The 19,536-nt window shown below is 65.2% G+C and carries 20 protein-coding genes; 8 read left to right on the forward strand and 12 right to left on the reverse strand.

Translation table 11 applies throughout. The features are described 5' to 3' along the window. The first annotated feature begins 39 nt into the window (after positions 1–39). Positions 40–1,848: an ATP-binding cassette domain-containing protein gene (locus Q1A71_RS02065; protein WP_299671186.1), complete on the forward strand. Its 1,809-nt coding sequence runs from the start codon at positions 40–42 to the stop codon at positions 1,846–1,848. Here Q1A71_RS02065 and Q1A71_RS02070 read toward each other — a convergent pair. Then, the gene (locus Q1A71_RS02070; RefSeq protein WP_299671188.1) at positions 1,845–2,600 is read right to left on the reverse strand and encodes an SDR family NAD(P)-dependent oxidoreductase; all 756 of its coding nucleotides are present in this window, start codon (positions 2,598–2,600) and stop codon (positions 1,845–1,847) included. The genes Q1A71_RS02065 and Q1A71_RS02070 overlap by 4 nt on opposite strands. 55 nt (positions 2,601–2,655) lie before the next feature. Beyond that, positions 2,656–3,540: a GNAT family N-acetyltransferase gene (locus Q1A71_RS02075; protein ID WP_299671190.1), complete on the reverse strand. Its 885-nt coding sequence runs from the start codon at positions 3,538–3,540 to the stop codon at positions 2,656–2,658. 46 nt (positions 3,541–3,586) lie between these two features. Between Q1A71_RS02075 and Q1A71_RS02080 the strand changes: the two genes are divergently transcribed. After that, positions 3,587–3,718 carry a hypothetical protein gene (locus Q1A71_RS02080; protein ID WP_299671193.1) on the forward strand — a complete coding sequence of 44 codons (132 nt, stop codon included), beginning with the start codon at positions 3,587–3,589 and terminating at the stop codon, positions 3,716–3,718. Here the strand turns inward: Q1A71_RS02080 and tyrS are convergent. Further along, positions 3,715–4,965 carry a tyrosine--tRNA ligase gene (gene tyrS / locus Q1A71_RS02085; RefSeq protein WP_299671195.1) on the reverse strand — a complete coding sequence of 417 codons (1,251 nt, stop codon included), beginning with the start codon at positions 4,963–4,965 and terminating at the stop codon, positions 3,715–3,717. The genes Q1A71_RS02080 and tyrS overlap by 4 nt on opposite strands. A 64-nt stretch (positions 4,966–5,029) precedes the next feature. Between tyrS and Q1A71_RS02090 the strand changes: the two genes are divergently transcribed. Beyond that, entirely contained in the window at positions 5,030–6,154 is a 1,125-nt protein-coding gene (locus Q1A71_RS02090) for an anhydro-N-acetylmuramic acid kinase (protein ID WP_299671198.1), read from the forward strand. Here the strand turns inward: Q1A71_RS02090 and Q1A71_RS02095 are convergent. Further along, the gene (locus tag Q1A71_RS02095) at positions 6,151–6,570 is read right to left on the reverse strand and encodes a cupin domain-containing protein (RefSeq protein WP_299671200.1); all 420 of its coding nucleotides are present in this window, start codon (positions 6,568–6,570) and stop codon (positions 6,151–6,153) included. The two genes, Q1A71_RS02090 and Q1A71_RS02095, sit on opposite strands and share 4 nt — an antisense overlap. 46 nt (positions 6,571–6,616) lie before the next feature. Here Q1A71_RS02095 and Q1A71_RS02100 point away from each other — a divergent pair, with 46 nt between their 5' ends. Next, entirely contained in the window at positions 6,617–7,696 is a 1,080-nt protein-coding gene (locus Q1A71_RS02100; protein WP_299671202.1) for an FAD-dependent oxidoreductase, read from the forward strand. On the opposite strand, the gene Q1A71_RS02105 is transcribed toward Q1A71_RS02100, so the two are convergent. The 4 genes from Q1A71_RS02105 to Q1A71_RS02120 all read right to left on the reverse strand — a co-directional run bounded on the left by Q1A71_RS02105 (position 7,686) and on the right by Q1A71_RS02120 (position 10,864). Then, positions 7,686–8,198: a GNAT family N-acetyltransferase gene (locus Q1A71_RS02105; protein WP_299671205.1), complete on the reverse strand. Its 513-nt coding sequence runs from the start codon at positions 8,196–8,198 to the stop codon at positions 7,686–7,688. The genes Q1A71_RS02100 and Q1A71_RS02105 overlap by 11 nt on opposite strands. Then, a complete protein-coding gene (gene eno / locus Q1A71_RS02110; protein WP_299671207.1) occupies positions 8,198–9,472 on the reverse strand; it encodes a phosphopyruvate hydratase in 1,275 nt (424 codons plus the stop codon). Before eno ends, Q1A71_RS02105 begins: the two co-directional genes overlap by 1 nt. 62 nt (positions 9,473–9,534) lie before the next feature. After that, positions 9,535–10,407 (reverse strand): DMT family transporter, encoded by an 873-nt coding sequence (locus Q1A71_RS02115; protein ID WP_299671210.1) that lies wholly within the window; start codon positions 10,405–10,407, stop codon positions 9,535–9,537. Positions 10,408–10,693: 286 nt separating this feature from the next. Further along, positions 10,694–10,864 (reverse strand): hypothetical protein, encoded by a 171-nt coding sequence (locus Q1A71_RS02120; protein WP_299671212.1) that lies wholly within the window; start codon positions 10,862–10,864, stop codon positions 10,694–10,696. Between the two features lie 70 nt (positions 10,865–10,934). Between Q1A71_RS02120 and Q1A71_RS02125 the strand changes: the two genes are divergently transcribed. Then, positions 10,935–11,864, forward strand: a complete 930-nt coding sequence (locus Q1A71_RS02125; RefSeq protein WP_299671215.1) for a LysR substrate-binding domain-containing protein — start codon at positions 10,935–10,937, stop codon at positions 11,862–11,864. A 45-nt stretch (positions 11,865–11,909) separates the two neighbouring features. Here the strand turns inward: Q1A71_RS02125 and Q1A71_RS02130 are convergent, their stop codons facing one another. The 3 genes from Q1A71_RS02130 to Q1A71_RS02140 form a co-directional block, all read right to left on the reverse strand. After that, entirely contained in the window at positions 11,910–14,084 is a 2,175-nt protein-coding gene (locus Q1A71_RS02130) for a bifunctional diguanylate cyclase/phosphodiesterase (protein ID WP_299671217.1), read from the reverse strand. A 12-nt stretch (positions 14,085–14,096) separates the two neighbouring features. Continuing rightward, positions 14,097–14,822 (reverse strand): transporter substrate-binding domain-containing protein, encoded by a 726-nt coding sequence (locus Q1A71_RS02135; RefSeq protein WP_299671220.1) that lies wholly within the window; start codon positions 14,820–14,822, stop codon positions 14,097–14,099. Between the two features lie 149 nt (positions 14,823–14,971). Further along, a complete protein-coding gene (locus Q1A71_RS02140; RefSeq protein ID WP_299671223.1) occupies positions 14,972–15,385 on the reverse strand; it encodes a Fur family transcriptional regulator in 414 nt (137 codons plus the stop codon). Positions 15,386–15,517: 132 nt separating this feature from the next. Between Q1A71_RS02140 and Q1A71_RS02145 the strand changes: the two genes are divergently transcribed. The 3 genes from Q1A71_RS02145 to Q1A71_RS02155 all read left to right on the forward strand — a co-directional run bounded on the left by Q1A71_RS02145 (position 15,518) and on the right by Q1A71_RS02155 (position 18,061). Further along, entirely contained in the window at positions 15,518–15,751 is a 234-nt protein-coding gene (locus Q1A71_RS02145) for a hypothetical protein (RefSeq protein ID WP_299671225.1), read from the forward strand. Continuing rightward, complete coding sequence (locus Q1A71_RS02150; protein ID WP_299671227.1) at positions 15,738–17,084, forward strand: DEAD/DEAH box helicase; 1,347 nt, start codon at positions 15,738–15,740, stop codon at positions 17,082–17,084. The genes Q1A71_RS02145 and Q1A71_RS02150 overlap by 14 nt, the downstream gene beginning before the upstream one ends. Before the next feature lie 77 nt (positions 17,085–17,161). Next, positions 17,162–18,061, forward strand: a complete 900-nt coding sequence (locus tag Q1A71_RS02155) for a DMT family transporter (protein ID WP_299671229.1) — start codon at positions 17,162–17,164, stop codon at positions 18,059–18,061. A gap of 21 nt (positions 18,062–18,082) precedes the next feature. Here the strand turns inward: Q1A71_RS02155 and Q1A71_RS02160 are convergent, their stop codons facing one another. Further along, entirely contained in the window at positions 18,083–19,495 is a 1,413-nt protein-coding gene (locus tag Q1A71_RS02160; protein WP_299671231.1) for a protein adenylyltransferase SelO, read from the reverse strand. Between the last annotated feature and the right edge of the window lie 41 nt (positions 19,496–19,536).

Raw genomic sequence — 19,536 nt, forward strand, 5'->3', positions numbered from 1 at the left:
TCCGTTGACCTTCGGACCGGCACGCCTTAGCTGGCGCTCATGGCCCGTATTCCCTTGCTGCAGCTCAATGATATCTCGCTGACCTTCGGCGGCGACCCGGTGTTCGATGATCTCAGCCTCGTGATCCAACCCGGGGATCGCGTGGCCCTTGTGGGGCGCAATGGATCGGGCAAATCGACGCTGATGAAGGTGATCGCGGGGCTCGTCGAGCCCGACCGCGGCGAAGTGGTGCCAGGGCCGGGTGTTTCTGTGGGCTATATGGAGCAGGATCCGCACTTGTCGGGATTTGCCACACTGGGTGACTTTGCCGCCCACGGGCTGGAGCCGTCGGAGATGTATCTGGTGGAACGTGCGGGCGAGGGTCTGAAATTCGATCCCGCGCGCCCGGTCGAGACAGCCAGCGGCGGGGAGCGCCGCCGGGCCGCACTTGCCCGGCTGATGGCTGGCAGCCCGGACCTGATGCTGCTCGACGAGCCCACGAACCATCTCGATATCGAGGCCATCGCCTGGCTGGAGGATGAGCTCAAGCAGAGCCGCAAGGGTTATGTGATCATCAGCCACGACCGCGCGTTTCTGCGCGCCCTGACCCGCGCGACGCTCTGGGTCGACCGCGGTGTCGTGCGGCGGCAGGAGAAGGGGTTCGAGGCGTTCGAGACCTGGCGCGACACGGTCTGGGAGGAAGAAGACCTCCAGCGCCACAAGCTCAACCGCAAGATCAAGGCAGAGGCCCGCTGGGCCGTCGAGGGCATCTCGGCCCGGCGCAAACGCAATCAGGGCCGCGTGCGCGCCTTACAGGATCTGCGCGCCGAACACGCTGCGCAGATCAAGCGGCAGGGCACGGCGGCCATGGCGCTCGATGCCGGGCCAAAATCCGGACGCAAGGTGATCGAGGCTGAAGGGATCTCGAAATCGTTCGGCGACACCACTATCCTGCGCTCCTTCTCGCTGACCGTGCAACGCGGCGACCGGATTGCGCTGGTCGGTCCCAATGGGGTCGGGAAGACCACCTTGCTCAACATGCTGATCGGTCGGGAGAGGCCGGACAGCGGCTCCGTGAGGCTGGGCACCAACCTTGAGCTGGCGCTCTTCGATCAGGCGCGCGCACAACTCGACCCGGATACGAGCCTGTGGGACAGCCTCACCGGCGATCCGGACATGCGGGTCTCAGGCAAGGCGGATCAGGTCATGGTGCGCGGCGCGCCCAAACATGTGGTCGGCTACCTCAAGGAGTTCCTTTTTGACGAGGCGCAGGCCCGCGCGCCGGTCCGCGCGCTCTCCGGGGGAGAGAAGGCGCGGTTGTTGCTGGCGCGTATCATGGCCCGGCCCAGCAACCTGCTGGTGCTCGATGAGCCGACGAACGATCTTGATGTGGAAACCCTCGATCTTCTGCAGGAACTGCTGGGAACCTATGACGGCACCGTGCTGCTCGTCAGTCACGATCGCGACTTCCTCGACCGTGTGGCGGCGACGACCATCGCGATGGGAGGCGATGGCCGCGCAACAATTTATGCCGGAGGATGGAGCGACTACCTGCGCCAGCGCAAGCAGGCCGACGTGCCGGGAGTCGTGGCGAAGCCGAAATCCCAGCCGCCCTCGGGCAAGCCGAAAGCCGCACCGAAAGCCGGGCTCAGCTTTACCGAGAAGCATCGTCTCGAGGCGCTGCCGAGCGAGATTGAGCGGCTGGAAGCGGAGATTGGCAAGCTGGAAGAGCTGTTAAGTGATGCCACGCTGTTCACCGAGAACCCGGTGAAATTCGAGAAAGCCAGCGTCGCCCTGGTGGAACGGCGGAAGAAACTCGCAGCGGCCGAGGACGAATGGCTGACGCTGGAAGAAAAGGCCGCCTCCTAGCGCATCCGCAAGGCGCCGTCGATGCGGATGACCTCGCCATTGAGATAGCCGCACCTCACGATGAAGCCCGCGAGCCGCCCGAACTCCGCCGGATCGCCAAGGCGTGGCGGGCACGGCACATCGGCGGCAAGCCCCGCTTGCACCTCTTCGCCCAAGCCTGCCAGCATCGGCGTCATGAAGATGCCGGGTGCGATTGCCATCACGCGGATGCCAAGCTTCGCAAGATCGCGGGCCATGGGAAGGCTCAACCCCACAACTCCGCCCTTTGAAGCCGCGTAGGCCGTCTGGCCCTTCTGGCCGTCGAAGGCGGCGATGGAGGCCGTATTGATGATCACGCCGCGCGCGCCATCGGTGTCCGGCGCGTTCTCTTGCATCGCTTCGGCGGCCAACCGGGCCACGTTGAACGTACCAATAAGATTGATGTCGATCGTGCGCTGAAAGAGTTGCAGGGGGTGCGGGCCCTCGCGCCCGACGGTCTTCGCGGCATCGGCGATGCCTGCGCAATTCACCGCAACGGTGATGCGGCCCATCTCTGTCTTCGCGTATTCAATGGCGGACCGGACCGAGCTCTCCTGCGTGACATCGGTCTCCGCAAAATGGCCGCCGATCTCCGAGGCGACCTGAGGTCCCCGCGTCGTGTCCCGGTCGAGCACTGTGACCGCAGCACCTTGTTCTGCGAAATGTCGGGCCGTCGCCTCGCCAAGGCCCGAAGCGCCGCCGGTGATCACCGCGGTTGCGTCTTTGAGGTCCATTGCACACTCCCTGATCTGAACGCTTGTTCAGATAATCATGCGCGCAGACTTCTGTCTAGCCAAGCCCCATCATCCGTCGGTCAATCACCGCGATGGGGCGGGCCAGCGATGTCAGGGGCGGCCACCAGAGCCAGGTGCCGCCCAGCTTCCGGGGCTGCGCGCCGGTGCCCAGTTTGAACCGTGCAAGCCCGGGCGCGTCTTCCGTGTCGATGGTGCCCAGGTCCAGAGATTGCATGCCTTTCGATTTGGCCCAGAGTATCACCGACCACATCAGCAGCGTATGCGCCGACATCAGGCGCCCCGAGGCGCGCGTGTGGCCAATGTGATAGGTGGCAGTGCTGCCGTGGCGCAGGATCAACATCGCGGCCACCGGCGTCTTGCCTTGATGTGCCATGAAGAGCTTGGCCTGCCCCGGATTGGCGCGCGCATAGGCGAGGGTCAGCGGAATGGGCCAGCTGCGGTACCCGCGCGCCGCCTGCTGCACCAGATCGGCCTGCAACAGCCAGTGGCCAGGATCATCCGGCATGTTCTGTCGGGTGACCCGCAGGCCTTGTGACTGCCCATGGCGTAACCGGTTGCGCCACTTCTGATGCAGCCCCGCCATCAGAGTGTCGGTGTTCGGGCTCAGATCAAGGGTTGCGATGGTGGCCGGGCTGATCAGGGGCAGCGCGCCAATCTCCTGCAAGGGCAGGGGGCAGTCCGGCGAGAGGAGGCGCGGCCCCTTCACGGGGACGACACCCGCCAGAGCGCCCAGACCGGCCGCGCTCGTCACCCGAGGCCGGGTGATCATGCTCACGGGCAGTGGCCCGAACCGCCGCCGCAGGACCAGCGTCCCGTCCGGCAATTTCAAGGGTGGCGCGCCGAGCGCCTCCAGCGCGCGTGCGAAACTGGGGCTCTGCTGCAGGGCGCCGGGGGTGTCGGCGAGGGTGGCATCAAACATGCATGCAGTTAACCCATCCGAAACCTAAATCGGGGTTAATTGCAGTATGAAAAAGTCTGCCAAGAGCATTGCTGCCCCCGCTCCACGTCTCACCAAGACAGCCGCAACCCTGATCGCCATCGGGATGTCGATCCCGGTCTTTGCGATCCTGACACTGATCGAGTGGCTCTGGTTCTAGCCCAGTTGCACCAGCGCGTGGCGCTTCTTGCCCGCGCTCAGCTTGATCGGGCTTGAAAGCGCGCCTGCGTCGATCATGAGGCCTGCGTTGGTCAGCGGCTGGTCATCCATCCGCGCGCCATTCTCGGCAATCAGCCGCTTGGCCTCCTTGCCCGAGCCCGCAAGGCCCGAGCGCACGATCAACTGCACGATGGAGATGCCGTCGCCAAGATCATCCGCGCTCAGCGTGAGCGTCGGCAGATCGTCTCCCACGCCACCTTTCTCAAAGACCTCGCGGGCCGTCGCTTCCGCGGCCATCGCTGCTTCGGCCCCATGCAACAGCTTGGTCACCTCATTTGCCAGCCGGATCTTGGCTTCGTTGATCTCGGATCCCTGCAGCGCGCCGAGCCTGTCACACTCATCGACAGGCAATTCGCTGTAAAGCTTCAGGAACCGCCCCACATCCGAATCGGTGGTGTTGCGCCAGAACTGCCAGAACTCGTAGGGCGACAGCATATCTGCGTTCAGCCAGACCGCACCCGACTGTGACTTACCCATTTTCTTGCCGTCCGATGTGGTCAGCAGGGGCGAGGTCAGCCCGTAAACCTCGCCATCGATCACGCGACGCGTCAGGTCGATCCCATTCACGATGTTGCCCCATTGATCCGAGCCGCCCATCTGGAGGATACAGCCATACCGGCGGTGCAGTTCCAGGAAGTCATAGGCCTGCAGGATCATGTAGTTGAACTCGAGAAACGACAGCGATTGTTCGCGGTCCAGCCGCGATTTCACGCTCTCGAACGACAGCATTCGATTGATCGAGAAATGCCGCCCGATGTCGCGCAGGAAGTCGAGATAGTTGAGATCGTCCAGCCACTCCGCGTTGTTGATCATCATCGCATCCGACGGTCCGTCACCATAGGTGAGGTAAGCTGAAAAGACGCGCTTGATCCCGGCGATATTGTCCTCGATGGCCTCCGGGCTCAGCAGCGGGCGTTCGTCGGCCCGAAACGACGGGTCACCCACCTTGGTGGTGCCGCCGCCCATGAGCGTGATCGGCTTGTTTCCCGTTTTCTGCAGCCAGCGCAGCATCATGATCTGGATGAGCGAGCCTACATGCAGGGACTTGGCCGTCGCATCGAACCCTATATAGCCGGGCTGGCAGCCCGCCATCAGCGCCTCGTCCAGCCCCTGATAATCGGTGCAATCGGCGAGGAACCCGCGTTCCATCATCACGGTCACGAAATCGGACTTGGGGTGGTAGGTCATCGTGCTTGCTCTCGGCTGAAATTCCGCACACTCTATAGGCGCAGAGCAGACAAAGGAAAAGGCTTTGAAAAGGGCCATTCGGAAAAGCGGCGACCTGACCGCTCTGGGTGCGATGAGCGGCACCTCGCTCGACGGTGTGGACGCCGCGGTCGTTCTGACGGACGGGCACTGGATTACCGACTTCGGACCGACGCAATATCGACGATACACCGACGCCGAACAGACGGTGCTGCGGGCCGCTCTAGGCCAATGGTCAGGACCGGACGTGGATGCCGCCGCCGCCGTCGTCGACCAGGCCCATCTGACTTTGCTGGCGTCCTTTGAGGGCATCGATCTCGTTGGGTTTCACGGCCAGACGCTGGCCCATGCGCCACGGGACCGCGGTACGCTGCAGGTGGGGAATGGTGCGGTGCTCGCCTACGCGCTCGATCGCCCTGTGGTCTGGGATTTTCGGACAGCGGACATCGAACTCGGCGGTGAGGGTGCGCCGCTTGCGCCCTTCTTCCATTTCGCCTGCGCCAAATACATCGGAGCCACCGAACCGCTGGCGTTCCTGAACCTCGGCGGGGTTGGCAACCTGACCTACGTGGACCCTTCCTTCGATCGCCCCGAGCAACGCGGCGCGCTGCTGGCTTTCGACACCGGCCCGGCGAACGCGCCAGTCAACGATCTCATGCAGAGCCGGCTTGGCCAACCCTTTGATGCCGACGGTGAAACAGCCCGCTCCGGAACCGTCCAAGAGGGCGCGCTTGAGCGCTTTCTGGCAGAGCCCTACTTTTCTCGGATGCCTCCGAAGTCGCTGGACAGAAATGATTTTTCGAAGATGGTGGAGCTTGTCAGCGCGTTGAGTGATGCCGATGCCGCCGCGACGCTGACGGCCTTCTGCGCAGCGGGCGTCGCGGAAGGCATGCAGCACTGTCCGGCACCGCCTGCCCGCGTCCTGGTGACAGGCGGTGGGCGACACAACCCGGTGCTCATGCAGATGCTCAGCGTATCACTGGACTGCGCTGTCGGGCCCGTGGAGGACGTGGGCCTCGATGGAGATATGCTCGAAGCCCAGGCCTTTGCCTTTCTGGCGGTTCGGGTCGCGCGTGGACTGCCGACATCCTGTCCCGGAACGACGGGCGTGCGCGCGGCGGTGGGGGGTGGCACGGTGAGTTGGCCCGACGCGACCGACATCGCCGTCTAGCGCTGCGGGATGTCGAAGTCAGGAGGCGCCAGAGTGAAGCCTTCAAACTGAAATCCGGGGGAGACCGTGCAACTTACCAGCGTGTAGTCGCCGGTGCTGCGCGCGGCCTGCCAGTGATCCTTGGGCACGATCAGCTGTGGCGCGCCTTGGGTCAGGTCGGGCGTGAGCAGATGGTCGCTTGCGGGGCCCGCGTCGGACTCGCTGATGGAGAGGATCAGGGGCGCGCCCGCGTGGTACAGCCAGATCTCGGTCGCATCGACCCGGTGCCAATGGCTGCGCTCACCTTGGGCGAGAAGAAAGTAGATGCAGGTGCCGTGAGGCCGGCCTTCGCTTTCGTCACCCCAGGTCTGCCGGTAGTGGCCGCCCTCCGGATGCGGCGCAAGTCCGAGCCGCGCGATGATCTCTTGTGCTGTCATGGCGACAGGCTAATCTGGCGGCCAAGAGGGGCCAAGGGGCATTCGCATGAAGATCATCGTGATCGGAGCCGGGATCATCGGCGCGTTGACGGCCTATCGCCTTGCCGAAGCGGGCACCGAGGTCACCGTGATCGAGGCGGGGCAACCGGCAAATGCGGCATCCGGTGCCTCTTTCGGCTGGATCAATGCGAGCTTTTATCTCAATGAAGATCACTTTCGCCTCCGCTGCGCGGCGCTCGAGGCGCATCGCCGGATCCAGCATGATCTTGGCACGACGGCGACGGTCTGGTCCGGGTGTCTGTGCTGGGAAAACGAAGGTGCGGCTTTCGAGGCGCAGCGCGCCAGCTTGCAGCGGCTTGGCTATGCGGTCCGGGTGGTTGACCGGTCCGAGTTTGCACGACTGGAGCCCGCGGTGGTGCCGCCCGAACGGGCGTTGCTGTTTGAAGACGAAGGTGCCGTCGATCTGGTCCGGCTTGCCACCGATGCGCTTGATGCTGCCGCCGCCTGCGGGGCGCGGCTGATATCCGGCATTGAAGCCCTTGATATTCAAGACGTCTCCGGGCGTGTGGCCGGTGTTGAAACACCGCTGGGCGTGATCCTCGCAGACCATGTGGTGGTGGCAGCGGGTGTGGCCACCCAGGCGCTCGTCCGCTCCGTTGGTGTGCCGTTGCCGATGCTGCACCGGCCCGCGCTGATCCTTCGGTCCGAACCGATCGAACCGGTTCTGGCGCATGTTCTGGTGAGTCCCGGGCAGGAGCTGCGCCAGATGCCGGACGGGCAGCTGTTGGTGCCGACGGTGGCCAACCATCAGAGCGATGACAGCGCGCAAGTCAGCTCGCGTCCGGACCGGTTGGCAGATCGCGCGATGTCCCGGGTCTCGGCTTTGCTGGATCGGCCTTTGAGCTGGCACGAGGCAACCCTCGCGGCGCGACCGATGCCCGAGGATGGATTGCCAGTGATCGGAGCCGGCGGGCCGAGGGGGCTCTATATTTGCACGATGCACTCAGGTGCGACGCTTGCGCCGCTCGTTGCGGAATTGGCTGCTGCGGAGGTCATGGGCGCCGCCTTGACCAATGCGCAATCGGCGCTGCTGGCACCCTATCGGCCTCAGCGATTTACAGCTTGAGTTCGTAAAACACCAGCTTGTCGGCGGTGCCGGGCGGCAGTTCGGCGTATGGGCCGCGGGCCTGAAATCCGAGCCGCTCATAGAGCCGCTGGGCGCCCGTGAACGCGGTCGAGGTGTCCAACAGGACCCGATCATACCCATCCGCCCGGGCCTGATCGACAAGAGCCTGGGACAGCGCTTGCCCGGCGCCGCTGCCACGAGCCTCGGCGCGGACGAAAACTCGTTTGATCTCCGCATCTTGGTCGTTCAGCGGATGGGTCATGCCGCACCCCACGGGGCGCCCGTCGAGCTCCGCCAGCAGGATGATGCCGCGGGGGCGGGCGTGTTTCTCCGCCAGCTCTTGCATCAGAGCCGTATAGCCCGCCTCGGGATAGAAGGTTTCCATCAACGGGCGCAGCTCGGGGCTGAACCCCGTCAGGTAGGCGCGATAGTCCCAGCACAGCCCGCGCACCGCCTCCAGATCCGCAGCCGTCGTCGCGGCCCGAATGCGCACCCCCGTCATTAGCGCAGGATGGTACGGCCCGCGTACTCCGCCGTCTCGCCCAAGGCCTCTTCGATGCGGATCAGTTGGTTGTACTTGGCCAGCCGGTCGGAGCGCGCGAGTGAGCCGGTCTTGATCTGGCCGCAGTTGGTCGCAACGGCAAGGTCGGCGATGGTCGCGTCCTCGGTTTCGCCCGAGCGGTGCGACATCACGTTTGTGAAGCCTGCGCGGTGCGCCATATCCACCGCTTTCAGGGTCTCGGTCAGGCTGCCGATCTGGTTCACCTTGACCAGCATGGAGTTGGCCGAGCCACGCTCGATCCCCATCGCCAGGCGCGCAGGATTGGTCACGAAGAGATCGTCGCCCACCAGTTGCACCTTACCGCCGAGCGCGTCGGTCAGGGCCTTCCAGCCGTCCCAGTCGTCCTCGGACATGCCGTCCTCGATGGAGATGATCGGATAGTCGGTTACAAGGGCTTCGAGGTAGGCGACGTTCTCGTCGGAGCTGAGTGATTTGCCTTCGCCGGCCAATTCATATTTGCCGTTCTTGTAGTATTCGGTGGCGGCGCAATCCATGGCGAGATAGATATCATCGCCCGGTGCGTAGCCTGCCTTTTCGATGGATTTCAAAATGAAATCAAGCGCGTCTCGGGTGGAGTTGATGTTGGGCGCAAAACCACCCTCATCCCCGATTCCCGTCGACAGGCCCGCGGCCGACAGCTCTTTCTTCAACGTGTGAAAGACTTCCGCCCCCATGCGCACCGCCTCGCGGATATTGTCCGCGGCGACGGGCATGATCATGAATTCCTGAATGTCGATGGGGTTGTCGGCGTGCTCTCCGCCGTTGATGATGTTCATCATCGGCACCGGCAGGACGCGGGCCGAGGTGCCACCCACATAGCGGTAGAGCGGCTGGGTGCAGAAGTCGGCGGCGGCTTTGGCGGTGGCGAGCGATACGCCGAGGATGGCGTTGGCGCCAAGGCGGGATTTGTTCTCGGTTCCGTCGAGTTCGATCATGGCGGTGTCGATTTCGACCTGCTCGGTGGCGTCGATGCCGACGAGCGCCTCGGCGATCTCGCCGTTCACCGCCGCGCAGGCCTCCAGCACCCCCTTGCCCATGTAGCGGGTCTTGTCGCCATCGCGCCGCTCCACCGCTTCATAGGCGCCCGTGGAGGCCCCCGAGGGGACCGCGGCGCGGCCCATGGTGCCGTCTTCGAGGACCACGTCCACTTCGACGGTCGGGTTGCCCCGGCTGTCAAGAATTTCGCGGGCGTGAATGTCGATGATGGTGCTCATGTCGGGCTCCTGTGGATCTTGGTTAACTGCGTCTTAACCGGCAGGGGCGCCCATGAAAACCCTCAGGCGGCGCTGGCGCGAACATTCCGCTCGCGCCAGAGCGTGTAGAGGCCGGAGGTGACGATGATCGCCGCGCCCCACAGTGTCAGCGCGTCAGGGCGTTCGCCGAAGATCAGCATGCCGATCAGGAGGGCGAAGAGGATGCGTGAGTAGCGGAAGGGAGTGACGAAACTCACCTCGCCGATGCGCATGGCCGTGACGATCAGATAGTAGGCGACGATTCCGATCAGAAGGGCAATTACAAAGTAAATCCAAAGGGTTGGAGACAGGGCGACAAGCGGCCTGTCATTGACCCACATCAGGATGGCGGACGCCGGGATCAGCACGAGAAAGGCCAGGAAGCTGAGCTGGAGGGAGGAGGTTTCCTGTGGAACGCGGCGGGTGGCGAGATCACGCAGGCCGAGCCCCACAACCCCCTGGAGTGCGAAGAGCGAGAGCCAGCTGAAGCCTTCAAGCCCCGGGCGGATGATCAGAAGCACGCCAAAAAAGCCGACCAGAATGGCCATCCAGCGCCGCCATCCCACCTGTTCCTGCAGAAAGAGCGCGGCGCCCAGGGTCACGAAAAGCGGTGTGGCCTGCAGGATCGCAGAGGCGGTCGAGAGCGGGATCAGCGCGATGGCCGTGACGAAGCCGAGGGTGCCGATCAGCTCGCCCAGAGACCGGACCGCGATGGCCGGGGTCAGCATGCTGCGGGAAAACAGAGGCTGCCGTTGCAGCCCCAGCAGGGCGCCGACACTCACCGCGCTGCCGAGCCCCAGCATGCCGACGATTTGCCCGACGGGCAGCGCCGTGGCCATGAATTTGATCAGCATATCCTCGATTGCAAAGGCCAGCATGGCAAGCACCATGAAGGTCGCGCCGCGCAGATTGTCCATCGGGTGTCCTTCCTGGGCCTGGCGGCGTCATTTCAGAAAGCGGTGGCCCGGTCAATTGCACGTCGGATGCGGAGTGAGGGTTAACGAAGCGCGCGCGCAACGGCGCGGTGCCCTGATGCGGCAGGGCGGCGGGTTTGGGCTGTTAACGCTGTGTTTTCTGGACAAACCCATGTCGGTATCACGTCGGTGTTGCGTCGGTATCACGTCGGTGCGCGCGTCGGTCTTGGCCGGGTAAACAGGGCGGACGCGGCCAAATGTGAAGAGATCCTGACAGGCCCGCGCGGCGCTAGTCCGGTTTCACCCGGGCGGGGCAGAAGGGCAGGTCCGCGCGTTCGCGTTCGGACATGCGGGCGATGTCCGGATGCGCAAGGGGGTCGCGATCAAAGCTGGCCCCCCGGGACGCGGCGCGCAGGGCCGCCCAGGCCTGTCGCAGGCGGCGTGAGAGTGTGTGTGTCATGACGGCAGTGTCGCGCAGGCGCGTGCCATTTGGAATCGACTTCGGGACAGCCTCCGTTTAGTTTTTCTAAATGCAAAACCTGAATGCGATTCCTCTTTCAGCGCTCAGAACCATCGAGGTGATTGCGCGCACCGGCAGCCTGCGGGCGGCGGCGGAGGAGTTGGGGGTGACGCCCGGAGCCCTGAGCCAGCGTCTGGCCAAGGCGGAGGCCGCGTTGGGGCAGGTGCTGTTCACGCGCAGCTCGACCGGGCTGCAGCCCACCGATCTTTGTGCGCAGATGGCGCCACGGCTGACCGCGGCGCTGGCGGAGCTGTCGTCGGTGGTGTCGGACGTAGAGGCGCGAGGCCGGAACACCCTGACCGTGACCGTTGCGCCGATCTTTGCAAGCCGTTGGCTGATATGGAGAATAAAGAGGTTCAATGATCTCTATCCGGAGGTCAGCCTGCGGGTGCTTCCGGCGGTGAATGTGGTCGATCTGGACCGCTCGGAGGTGGATGTGGGGATCCGCGTGGGGGACGACCCGGCGCTGGGTGTGGGCGCCACCAAGCTTCTGGACCAGCGGGTGTTTCCGGTGTGCGCGCCCGAGATCGCGCGGCAGATCACAACGCTGGATGATCTGTTCCGCTGGCCGGTCATCCGCGAGACCGAAGCGCTCTATGGCTGGCAGGACTGGCTGGCGGCGGTCGGCGCCGCGGGGCGGGTGCTGCCACCGGGCCCGACCTATGCGGATGCCTCGCTGTGTTTAGATGCCGCAATGACGGGGCAGGGTATTTTCATGGCCTGGGAAAGCCTGGCGAGCGACGCGCTGGCGCGCGGGCAGATCAGCGCGCCGATGGATGTGCGGGCAAAGACGCGGGCGGCGTATTGGTTTGCGGTGCGCAACCACTCGCGCCGGAACCCAAGCGTGTGGCATTTCAAGCGGTGGCTCGAGACAGAACTTGGCTGTGCGGTGCAGAGCTGGACGGCGCAGCACGGGGCAGATGCGGCGCCCGCGTCCTGAGCGATGCCCTGGGTAATACCTGTCCGGTTGCGGCGGCCGGAGGCGCTACCCCGCCGTGGCGCCGGGGCTCTCGGCGAAGCGCTTGAGGTAGGCTTCGGCGGACATGGGTCTGGCGAAGTGGTAGCCCTGCTGCAGCGGGCAGCCAAGCGCCACGAGGCGATCGGAGATCTGCTGTGTTTCGACCCCTTCGGCCAGCACGTCGATGTCGAGTGCTGTGCTGATCTGCACGATGCTGTGCACGATGCGGTCATAGGCCGGATTGTCGAGCATGGGGATCACGATTTCCTTGGCGATCTTGAGCCGCGAGGGCTGCAGCGCCATCAGGCTGACGATTGAGGTGTGACCGGTGCCGAAATCGTCGATTTCGATCTCGACCCCGGCGCTGCGCAGCGCGTCGAGCTGCCAGAGCACCACGTCGTCCGGTGCATCGAAGAGCGCGGTTTCCAGCAGTTCCAGCACGATCTGCGTGTCGCTGCTCTTGGCGAGCGCGATGATGCTGTGGACATAGTCGCGTTCGAGCAGGTTTTCGCGGGGGGTGTTCAGCGAGAGGCGCGGCACCGGCACACCGGCCTGTGCGGCGGCGGCCATGAACGCCGTGACACCGTCGAGCACGATCCGGTCGATCATCGGCAGGAAACCGTTTGCGGCGGCGGTTTTGAGGAACGCATCGGGTGAGGCGATCACACCATTGTCGCGGCGCCAGCGGACCAGGGCCTCGACCCCCACAAGCGCGCCGCTTCGGGCGTCGAACTGCGGCTGGAAGAACGGCTCGAACGCTTCGGTCTCGATGGCGCGCAGCAGGTTTTGCGCCTGCAGCCGGGTCTTGCGGATGGTGTCGCGGATGTCGTCGGTCGACACCACGGTGCGGTTGCGCCCGCGCCGCTTGGCCTCGTAGAGCGCCTCATCCGCGGCGGAGATCAGCTGGTCCAGGGTCGGGTCGGCTTGGGCCGCCCCGGGGGGGCTCGAGGCCAGGCCGATGCTGGCGGTGATCCGGTCCGCGATGGTCGAACGGGGGTGTTCGATTTTGCTGGCCCGCAGGGTGTTGTGCACCTTGGCGGCCTGCTCGAGCGCGGTATCGGTGTCGGTGTCGCGCAGCAGGGCCACGAATTCCTCGCCGCCGTAGCGGGCGACGATGGCGTTGGTGCCGACAAGCGTGTCGTGGAAGATCCGGGCGACCTTGGACAGGCAGCGGTCCCCGTCCTGATGGCCGTAGTAGTCGTTGTAGGCCTTGAAGTAGTCCACATCGAGCAGCATCACCGAGACATGCTGGCCTGCGGCGCGCGCCTCTGCGAAGGCGGCGGCGGCCTGTTTGTCGAAAAACCCGCGGTTGTTGAGGCCGGTGAGCGCGTCGCGTTCGGCCAGCTCCTTGAGGCGCTGGTTGGCCTGCTTGAGCTCGGCGTTCTGCTTTTCCACGGCCTGGGACAGGTTTTCCGATTTCTGGCTGAGCTCGCTGTTGGACTTGACGGCGGCGAGGTGGGATTGTTCGACCCTTTGCAACTCCCCCACTGCGGTGTCGGCGAGGTCCTGGAGGCGCTGGCCGAGCAGGGCCAGTTCGGTGTCCTTCAGCAGGGCGGGCGGCTGGGGCACGGCAAGCGCGCCGCTGCCGGGCGACCAGCGCCCGATGAGGTCGGACAGGTTGACGATGTGGCGTGCCAGAGCGGTGTAGATGATGGCGATCAGCAGCACGCCCAGGGCCACGTTCTTGATGGTGGCCAGCAGAAAGTAGGAGACCAGCCGGTTGACGAAGGCCGGGGCCACCACGGCGCGGTCCACGGTGATCGAGATCGACCCGATGATCTCGTTTCGGCCGGTTTCGGGCGGCGTGTAGAGCGGGCGTTCGATGACCACGGGATCGGCGTAGCTGAGCGCGCCGAGATTGGGCAGGGTCGGGTCGAGCTGCCGCGTCATGTCGATCATCACGGTGCCTTCGTTGAGGATGGTGACGGAGGCGATGGCCCTCTGGGTGAAGAGGCCGGAGGCGACCTGTTCGGCGGCGGGGCGGTAGAAATTATAGGCGGCGGAGGCGGCGGAGGGCGCGACGCTGGCGAGGAATTCCTCGGCGGAGTACTGCACCGCGTCCTTTTCCTGACGCAAGTCGGTGATGACCTGCATCGCGCCGAAGATCATCCCCAGTACGAGGGCCAGCAGCAGCGTGACCTTGGCCAGAACGCGGCTGAGCGGCCGCCGGGGCCGGGTCGGGATGTCCGGGAAGGCCGCCACGGTCCGGGATCCTTACCGGCGCGCCAGCTCTGCGCGGTCCAGGGCGTTTTGCAGGGCCTCTGCGATGGCCTCGGCACCGTCCGTGTTGCGCGAGACCAGCAGATAGCCGGTGGAGACCATCAGCGGCTGTGGATGCGTGCGGATCTGCTGGCGTTCCGCGTCGCTGAAGAGCGTTGCAAGCAGGGCCTCACCGCTTTGCGAGGTCATCGGGAAGGCGTCGATGCGGCCGGCGAGCAGCTTGCGCATGTTGGCCTCGTCGCTTTGCGCCGTCTCCACGGTGATCTGCCCGCTGTCGGCCAGCTGCCAGAAGTCATCGGAATAGGTGTAGCCGGTGACGGCGCCGATGGTCACGCCCTGCAGGTCGGGCAGTTGCTCCCAGTCGGGCAGGGGCGCGTCGGCGCGGTGAAAGAGCAGGATCGGGTCCTGCATGACCGGGCCCACATGCCAGAAATCCTCTTCCCGCGCGGCCTGGTAGCCCCAGTAGGAGGAGGCGTGAAAGCGGCCCATGCGGGTCATTTCCAGGGCGCGCATCCAGGGCATGTAGTCGAACTCGGCCTCGAAACCCGCGGCCTCTGCGATGGCCTGCACGGTGCTGTTGACGGCGCCGCCGCCCGGGGCGCTGGAATCGGTGTAGGGCGCATATTCACCGGTGGCGATGCGCAGCGTTTCAGCCTGGCCAGGGCGGCTGTCGGTGAGCAGCACGGCCAGGGCCGCCAGCACCAGAAGAACGAATTTCATGAGGGCATCCCCCGCGGTCTGAGAAAGGTCATAGTGAGCCTTGAGCAGACTACGTCAGCAGGTTTATGGCCGACTTAACGGCATTGCCGCGCGCTCAAGAAAATGCAGACAATCTGACGAAAACACCTGCGGGGTGCCCGATCCGCCGGTCAGCGCTTTTTCAGTGGCACCCCGTAGAGCTCCAGCCGGTGGCCGCGCAGCTCGTATCCCAGCTTCTCGGCGATCCGCTCCTGCAGCGCCTCGATCTCTTCGTCGACGAATTCGATGACCTCGCCTGAGGTGATGTCGATCAGGTGATCGTGGTGGTCGCGCTCGGCGTCCTCATAGCGCGCGCGCCCGTCGCCGAATTCCAGCTTGTCGAGGATGCCGGCCTCTTCGAAGAGCTTCACCGTGCGGTAGACTGTCGCCAGCGAAATGCCTGTGTCGATGGCGGAGGCGCGGGCATAGAGCTCTTCCACATCGGGGTGATCGGCGCTTTTCTCCAACGCCGTCGCGATCACGCGGCGCTGGCCGGTCATCCGCAGGCCCTTGGCCTCGCAGCGCTGAATGATGGTGCTGCTCATGGGGGTCCCTTGATCTTTGGGCGACAGGTTTAACGGCATTTGCACGCTGCTGCCAGCGACCTTTTTGCAGCTTTGCGGTTGACTTATGGCCCGGAAAGGCACACATGCTGCGCAAGCGAAGCCTGCTGCCGCGTGAGCAGTTCCGAGCGCGCCCGGGCAGAGACCCGTGGCCTCGCGTTCCATCCGACAGGCCCGCTGATGTTCCCAAAATCACGCGTGGGCGCAAATGCTGCGGACGGGCGGCTGCATGAGGCAGTGCCTGCGATCCTTGCGGCGTTCCACGACGGGGCCGGTGCGGCTCCGACACGAGATATCGCGCGCGTCCAGGGGGCGTGGCGCATGAAAGAGATGAATGAGCGATTTTGACATGATGGGCCTGCCACAGAGCCTGGTGGCGCGGCTGACTGACATGGGTCTGACCGACCCGACCCCGATCCAGACGCAGGCGATCCCGCATGCGCTGAACGGGCGCGACGTGATGGGGCTGGCGCAGACCGGCACCGGCAAGACGGCGGCCTTTGGCGTGCCGCTGGTCGCCCAGATGCTGGAACTGGAGGGGCGGCCAGCGCCGAAATCCGTGCGCGGGCTTGTGCTGGCGCCGACGCGGGAGCTGGCCACGCAGATCAGCGTGAACCTGCGGGCCTTTGCCGACAAGACCAACCTGCGTGTGGCGATGGTGGTGGGCGGCCAGTCCATCAACCGCCAGATCGACCGGCTGGCGCGGGGCGTCGACCTGCTGGTGGCGACGCCGGGGCGCTTGCTCGACCTGATGGACCGGCGTGCGGTGCGGCTCGACGAGACGGTGTTCCTGGTGCTCGACGAGGCGGATCAGATGCTGGACATGGGCTTCATCCACGATCTGCGCAAGATCGCGGCGGTGATCCCGACGGAGCGGCAGACCATGCTGTTTTCCGCGACCATGCCCAAGCAGATGAACGAGTTGGCGCAGAGTTACCTCAACAAGCCCATTCGCGTGGAAGTCTCGCCTCCGGGCAAGGCTGCGGACAAGGTGACCCAAGAGGTGCATTTCATCGCCAAGGCGGAAAAGGCCGGTCTGTTGATCGAGATGCTGGACAGGCATCGCGACGAGCGCGCCCTGGTCTTCGGGCGGACGAAACACGGCTCGGAAAAGCTGATGAAGACGCTGGTGAAGGCGGGCTATGCCGCGGGCTCCATCCATGGGAACAAAAGCCAGGGTCAGAGGGATCGGGCGATTGCCGCCTTCAAGTCCGGCGAGATCAAGGTGCTGGTGGCCACGGATGTGGCGGCGCGCGGCCTCGATATCCCGGACGTGAAGCATGTCTATAACTACGATCTGCCGAATGTACCGGACAATTACGTGCACCGGATCGGGCGCACGGCCCGGGCGGGCAAAGACGGAGCCGCGATTGCCTTTTGCGCGCCGGATGAGATGGGTGAGCTGAAGGCCATTCAGAAGACCATGGGGGTTGCGATCCCGGTGGGATCGGGGCGTCCATGGGAGGCGATGGATCTGCCCTCGGACACCAAGCCGAAGGGCCGCGGGCGTGGCCGGGGCCGGGGGCGCGGCGCGGGTGCGGGCGCGGGCAAACCTGCCGAGGCGCACACGCACGGGGCCAAGCCCGGTGGCAACCGGCGCCGACGGCGGCGCGGCGGCAAGCCGGGTGGAGCACAAGGCGGCGCGCCGAAATCCTCGGGCGGCAGTCAGCACGTCGCCTGATACGGGCGGAGATCTGAGGATCCGATGGCGCGGGCCGGGGAATTGACATTCTCCGGCCCGACGCCCTTTGTGGCGCCATGGAGCGGAAAACCCACATGGATGCCTTTGGGGCGGCGGCGCTGATCGCCTTCGCACTGCACCTGGCGTTCAATCAGGTGGTGATCAAGGTCACCAATGGTGGCTTCAACCCGGTCTTTGCGGCGGGGGTGCGCTCGGCCGGAGCGGTGATCGTTCTGATCCTCTGGATGCGGCTGCGGGCGATCAGCCTTAAGGTGCCGCGCGCGGCGATGCCTGCCGGCGTGCTGTCGGGCTGTCTCTTTGCGCTGGAGTTCACCTGTCTCTTCACAGCGCTGGATTTCACGACCGTGAGCCGCGCCTCGGTGATTTTCTATTCGATGCCGGTGTGGCTGGCGATCGCGAGCCATTTCCTGATCCCCTCGGATCGGCTGACGGGCGTGCGGGGGATCGGTCTGGTTCTGGCGATGGGAGGGGTGGCGTTGGCGCTGCTGGACCGCAGTGACAGCACCGCGAGCCTGACCGGTGATTTGCTGGCGCTGACCTCGGCGGTCTGCTGGGCGGGGATTGCGCTTTGTGTGAAGATCACGCCGCTGAGCACCGTGCCGCCTGCGCAGCAGCTGATGTTCCAGGTGGTGGTCTCGGCGCCGCTTCTGCTGATTGCGTCGCTGGCCTTTGGCGATCTCATCCGCGATCTGCAACCCATTCACATCGCTGGGATGCTGTTCCAGATCATCGCCGTTGCGAGCCTCGGGTTTCTGGCGTGGTTCTGGCTGATGTCGATTTATCCGGCCTCCTCCGTCGCGTCCTTCAGTTTTCTCTCGCCGGTCTTTGCGGTGATCCTCGGCTGGCTGCTGCTGGGAGAGGATGTGAGCGCGAAGGTCTGGGTGGCGCTGGTGCTGGTGGCGGCGGGGATTTACCTGATCAACCGGCGGCCCCGGCGGCAGGTGGCGGCGTCTTGAGTATTTTTGGAAGAATGAAGTTCAGGTGCCGCAGAAGGTGGCCGGGACACGCTGCGCCGTGGTTGGTGGGCGCATGAGATCGGTCTCCCCGGTTTGGAACGGATCAGCCAGCGCCTGCATGAGCCGGGTGAAAGGGGCGGTGTCGCCCGCGACCGCGGCCTGGATCATCTCTTCGATGCGGTGGTTGCGCGGGATGATGCGGGGCGAGGCGCTGCGCATGGTGGTTTGCGGGTCGTCTTCGCTGTCGCGGCGTGCGTGCCAGCGCGCGGCCCAGGTATCGAAGGCGTCGCGGTCCACGAACTGGTCGCGCGCGTCGCCGCGGGCGAGCGCATCGAAGGTATTGGTGAAGTCGGCCCCTTGCTCTTGCATCAGTGTCAGCAGGTCTTCGATGAGGGGCGTGTCGTCCGGCTGCGGGTCCGACAGGCCGAGCTTGGCACCAAAGCGCCGCAGCCAGGCGGCTTCGATCTGGGCGGGCATGGCGTGCACGATCTGCGTGGCCTCATCCACTGCCTTGGCGGGGTCGTCCAGCTGTTGCAGCAGGGAGGTGGCGAACTGCGCCATGTTCCAGACGATGATGCGCGGCTGGTTGGAGTAGGCGTAGCGGCCCATCTGGTCGATGGAGCTGAAGACCGTGTCGGCGTGGTAGTCGTCGATGAAGGCGCAGGGCCCATAGTCGATGGTCTCACCCGAGATGGTGCAGTTGTCGGTGTTCATCACACCGTGGATGAAGCCCACCGACATCCAGGCGGCGATCAGATCGGCCTGTTTCGCGCAGACCGCGCGCAGCAGACCCATCGCACCGTCCGCGTCCGGGTAGTGACGCGCGATGGCGTAATCGGTGAGCTGTTTGAGTTCGGCCTTCTGGCCGCGATGCGCGAAGACCTGGAAGGTGCCGACGCGCAGATGGCTTTGCGCCACGCGGGTCAGCACGGCGCCGGGAAGGGCGGTTTCGCGCAGGACCTCTTCGCCGGTGAGAACCGCGGCGAGGGCGCGGGTGGTGGGGATGCCAAGCGCGTGCATGGCTTCGGAGACCACATATTCGCGCAGCACCGGGCCGAGCCAGGCGCGCCCGTCGCCCATGCGGGAATAGGGCGTGGGGCCGGAGCCCTTGAGCTGGATATCCCGGCGGATGCCGTCGCGGCCCACGGTCTCGCCCAGCAGGATCGCGCGCCCGTCGCCCAGTTGCGGGTTGAAGCTGCCAAACTGGTGTCCGGCATAGAGCTGGGCCAGTGGCGCGGCGCCGTCGGGGACGGTTTGGCCCGAGAACACCGCGGCAAGCTCGGTCTCGGGCGCTTTCGGCAGGCGCAGAAGCTCGGCCAGCCCGTGGTTATAGGCGAAGAGCTGCGGCGCCTTCACGGGTGTCGGGTGCAGGCGTGTGTAGAAGCCTGGCGGCAGGGCGGCGTAGGTGTTCTCGAACGGGGCGGTGAAGCTCATGGACCTTACATAGGCGCGCGGCGGGCGGCGCGCCAGTGCTC

The organism is uncultured Roseobacter sp. (genome assembly GCF_947493125.1).
In the GTDB taxonomy this organism is placed as follows: domain Bacteria; phylum Pseudomonadota; class Alphaproteobacteria; order Rhodobacterales; family Rhodobacteraceae; genus Roseobacter.

Bases quoted from the DNA above. Each gene is read 5' to 3' on its own strand.
- Q1A71_RS02135 (WP_299671220.1), bottom strand. From the start codon at position 14,822: ATGAAATTCGTTCTTCTGGTGCTGGCGGCCCTGGCCGTGCTGCTCACC.
- eno (WP_299671207.1), bottom strand. From the start codon at position 9,472: ATGAGCACCATCATCGACATTCACGCCCGCGAAATTCTTGACAGCCGG.
- Q1A71_RS02095 (WP_299671200.1), bottom strand. From the start codon at position 6,570: ATGACAGCACAAGAGATCATCGCGCGGCTCGGACTTGCGCCGCATCCG.
- Q1A71_RS02100 (WP_299671202.1), top strand. From the start codon at position 6,617: ATGAAGATCATCGTGATCGGAGCCGGGATCATCGGCGCGTTGACGGCC.
- Q1A71_RS02155 (WP_299671229.1), top strand. From the start codon at position 17,162: ATGGAGCGGAAAACCCACATGGATGCCTTTGGGGCGGCGGCGCTGATC.
- Q1A71_RS02140 (WP_299671223.1), bottom strand. From the start codon at position 15,385: ATGAGCAGCACCATCATTCAGCGCTGCGAGGCCAAGGGCCTGCGGATG.
- Q1A71_RS02080 (WP_299671193.1), top strand. From the start codon at position 3,587: ATGAAAAAGTCTGCCAAGAGCATTGCTGCCCCCGCTCCACGTCTCACC.
- Q1A71_RS02075 (WP_299671190.1), bottom strand. From the start codon at position 3,540: ATGTTTGATGCCACCCTCGCCGACACCCCCGGCGCCCTGCAGCAGAGC.
- Q1A71_RS02150 (WP_299671227.1), top strand. From the start codon at position 15,738: ATGAGCGATTTTGACATGATGGGCCTGCCACAGAGCCTGGTGGCGCGG.
- Q1A71_RS02115 (WP_299671210.1), bottom strand. From the start codon at position 10,407: ATGGACAATCTGCGCGGCGCGACCTTCATGGTGCTTGCCATGCTGGCC.
- Q1A71_RS02120 (WP_299671212.1), bottom strand. From the start codon at position 10,864: ATGACACACACACTCTCACGCCGCCTGCGACAGGCCTGGGCGGCCCTG.
- Q1A71_RS02105 (WP_299671205.1), bottom strand. From the start codon at position 8,198: ATGACGGGGGTGCGCATTCGGGCCGCGACGACGGCTGCGGATCTGGAG.
- Q1A71_RS02070 (WP_299671188.1), bottom strand. From the start codon at position 2,600: ATGGACCTCAAAGACGCAACCGCGGTGATCACCGGCGGCGCTTCGGGC.
- Q1A71_RS02065 (WP_299671186.1), top strand. From the start codon at position 40: ATGGCCCGTATTCCCTTGCTGCAGCTCAATGATATCTCGCTGACCTTC.
- Q1A71_RS02160 (WP_299671231.1), bottom strand. From the start codon at position 19,495: ATGAGCTTCACCGCCCCGTTCGAGAACACCTACGCCGCCCTGCCGCCA.
- Q1A71_RS02125 (WP_299671215.1), top strand. From the start codon at position 10,935: ATGCAAAACCTGAATGCGATTCCTCTTTCAGCGCTCAGAACCATCGAG.
- tyrS (WP_299671195.1), bottom strand. From the start codon at position 4,965: ATGACCTACCACCCCAAGTCCGATTTCGTGACCGTGATGATGGAACGC.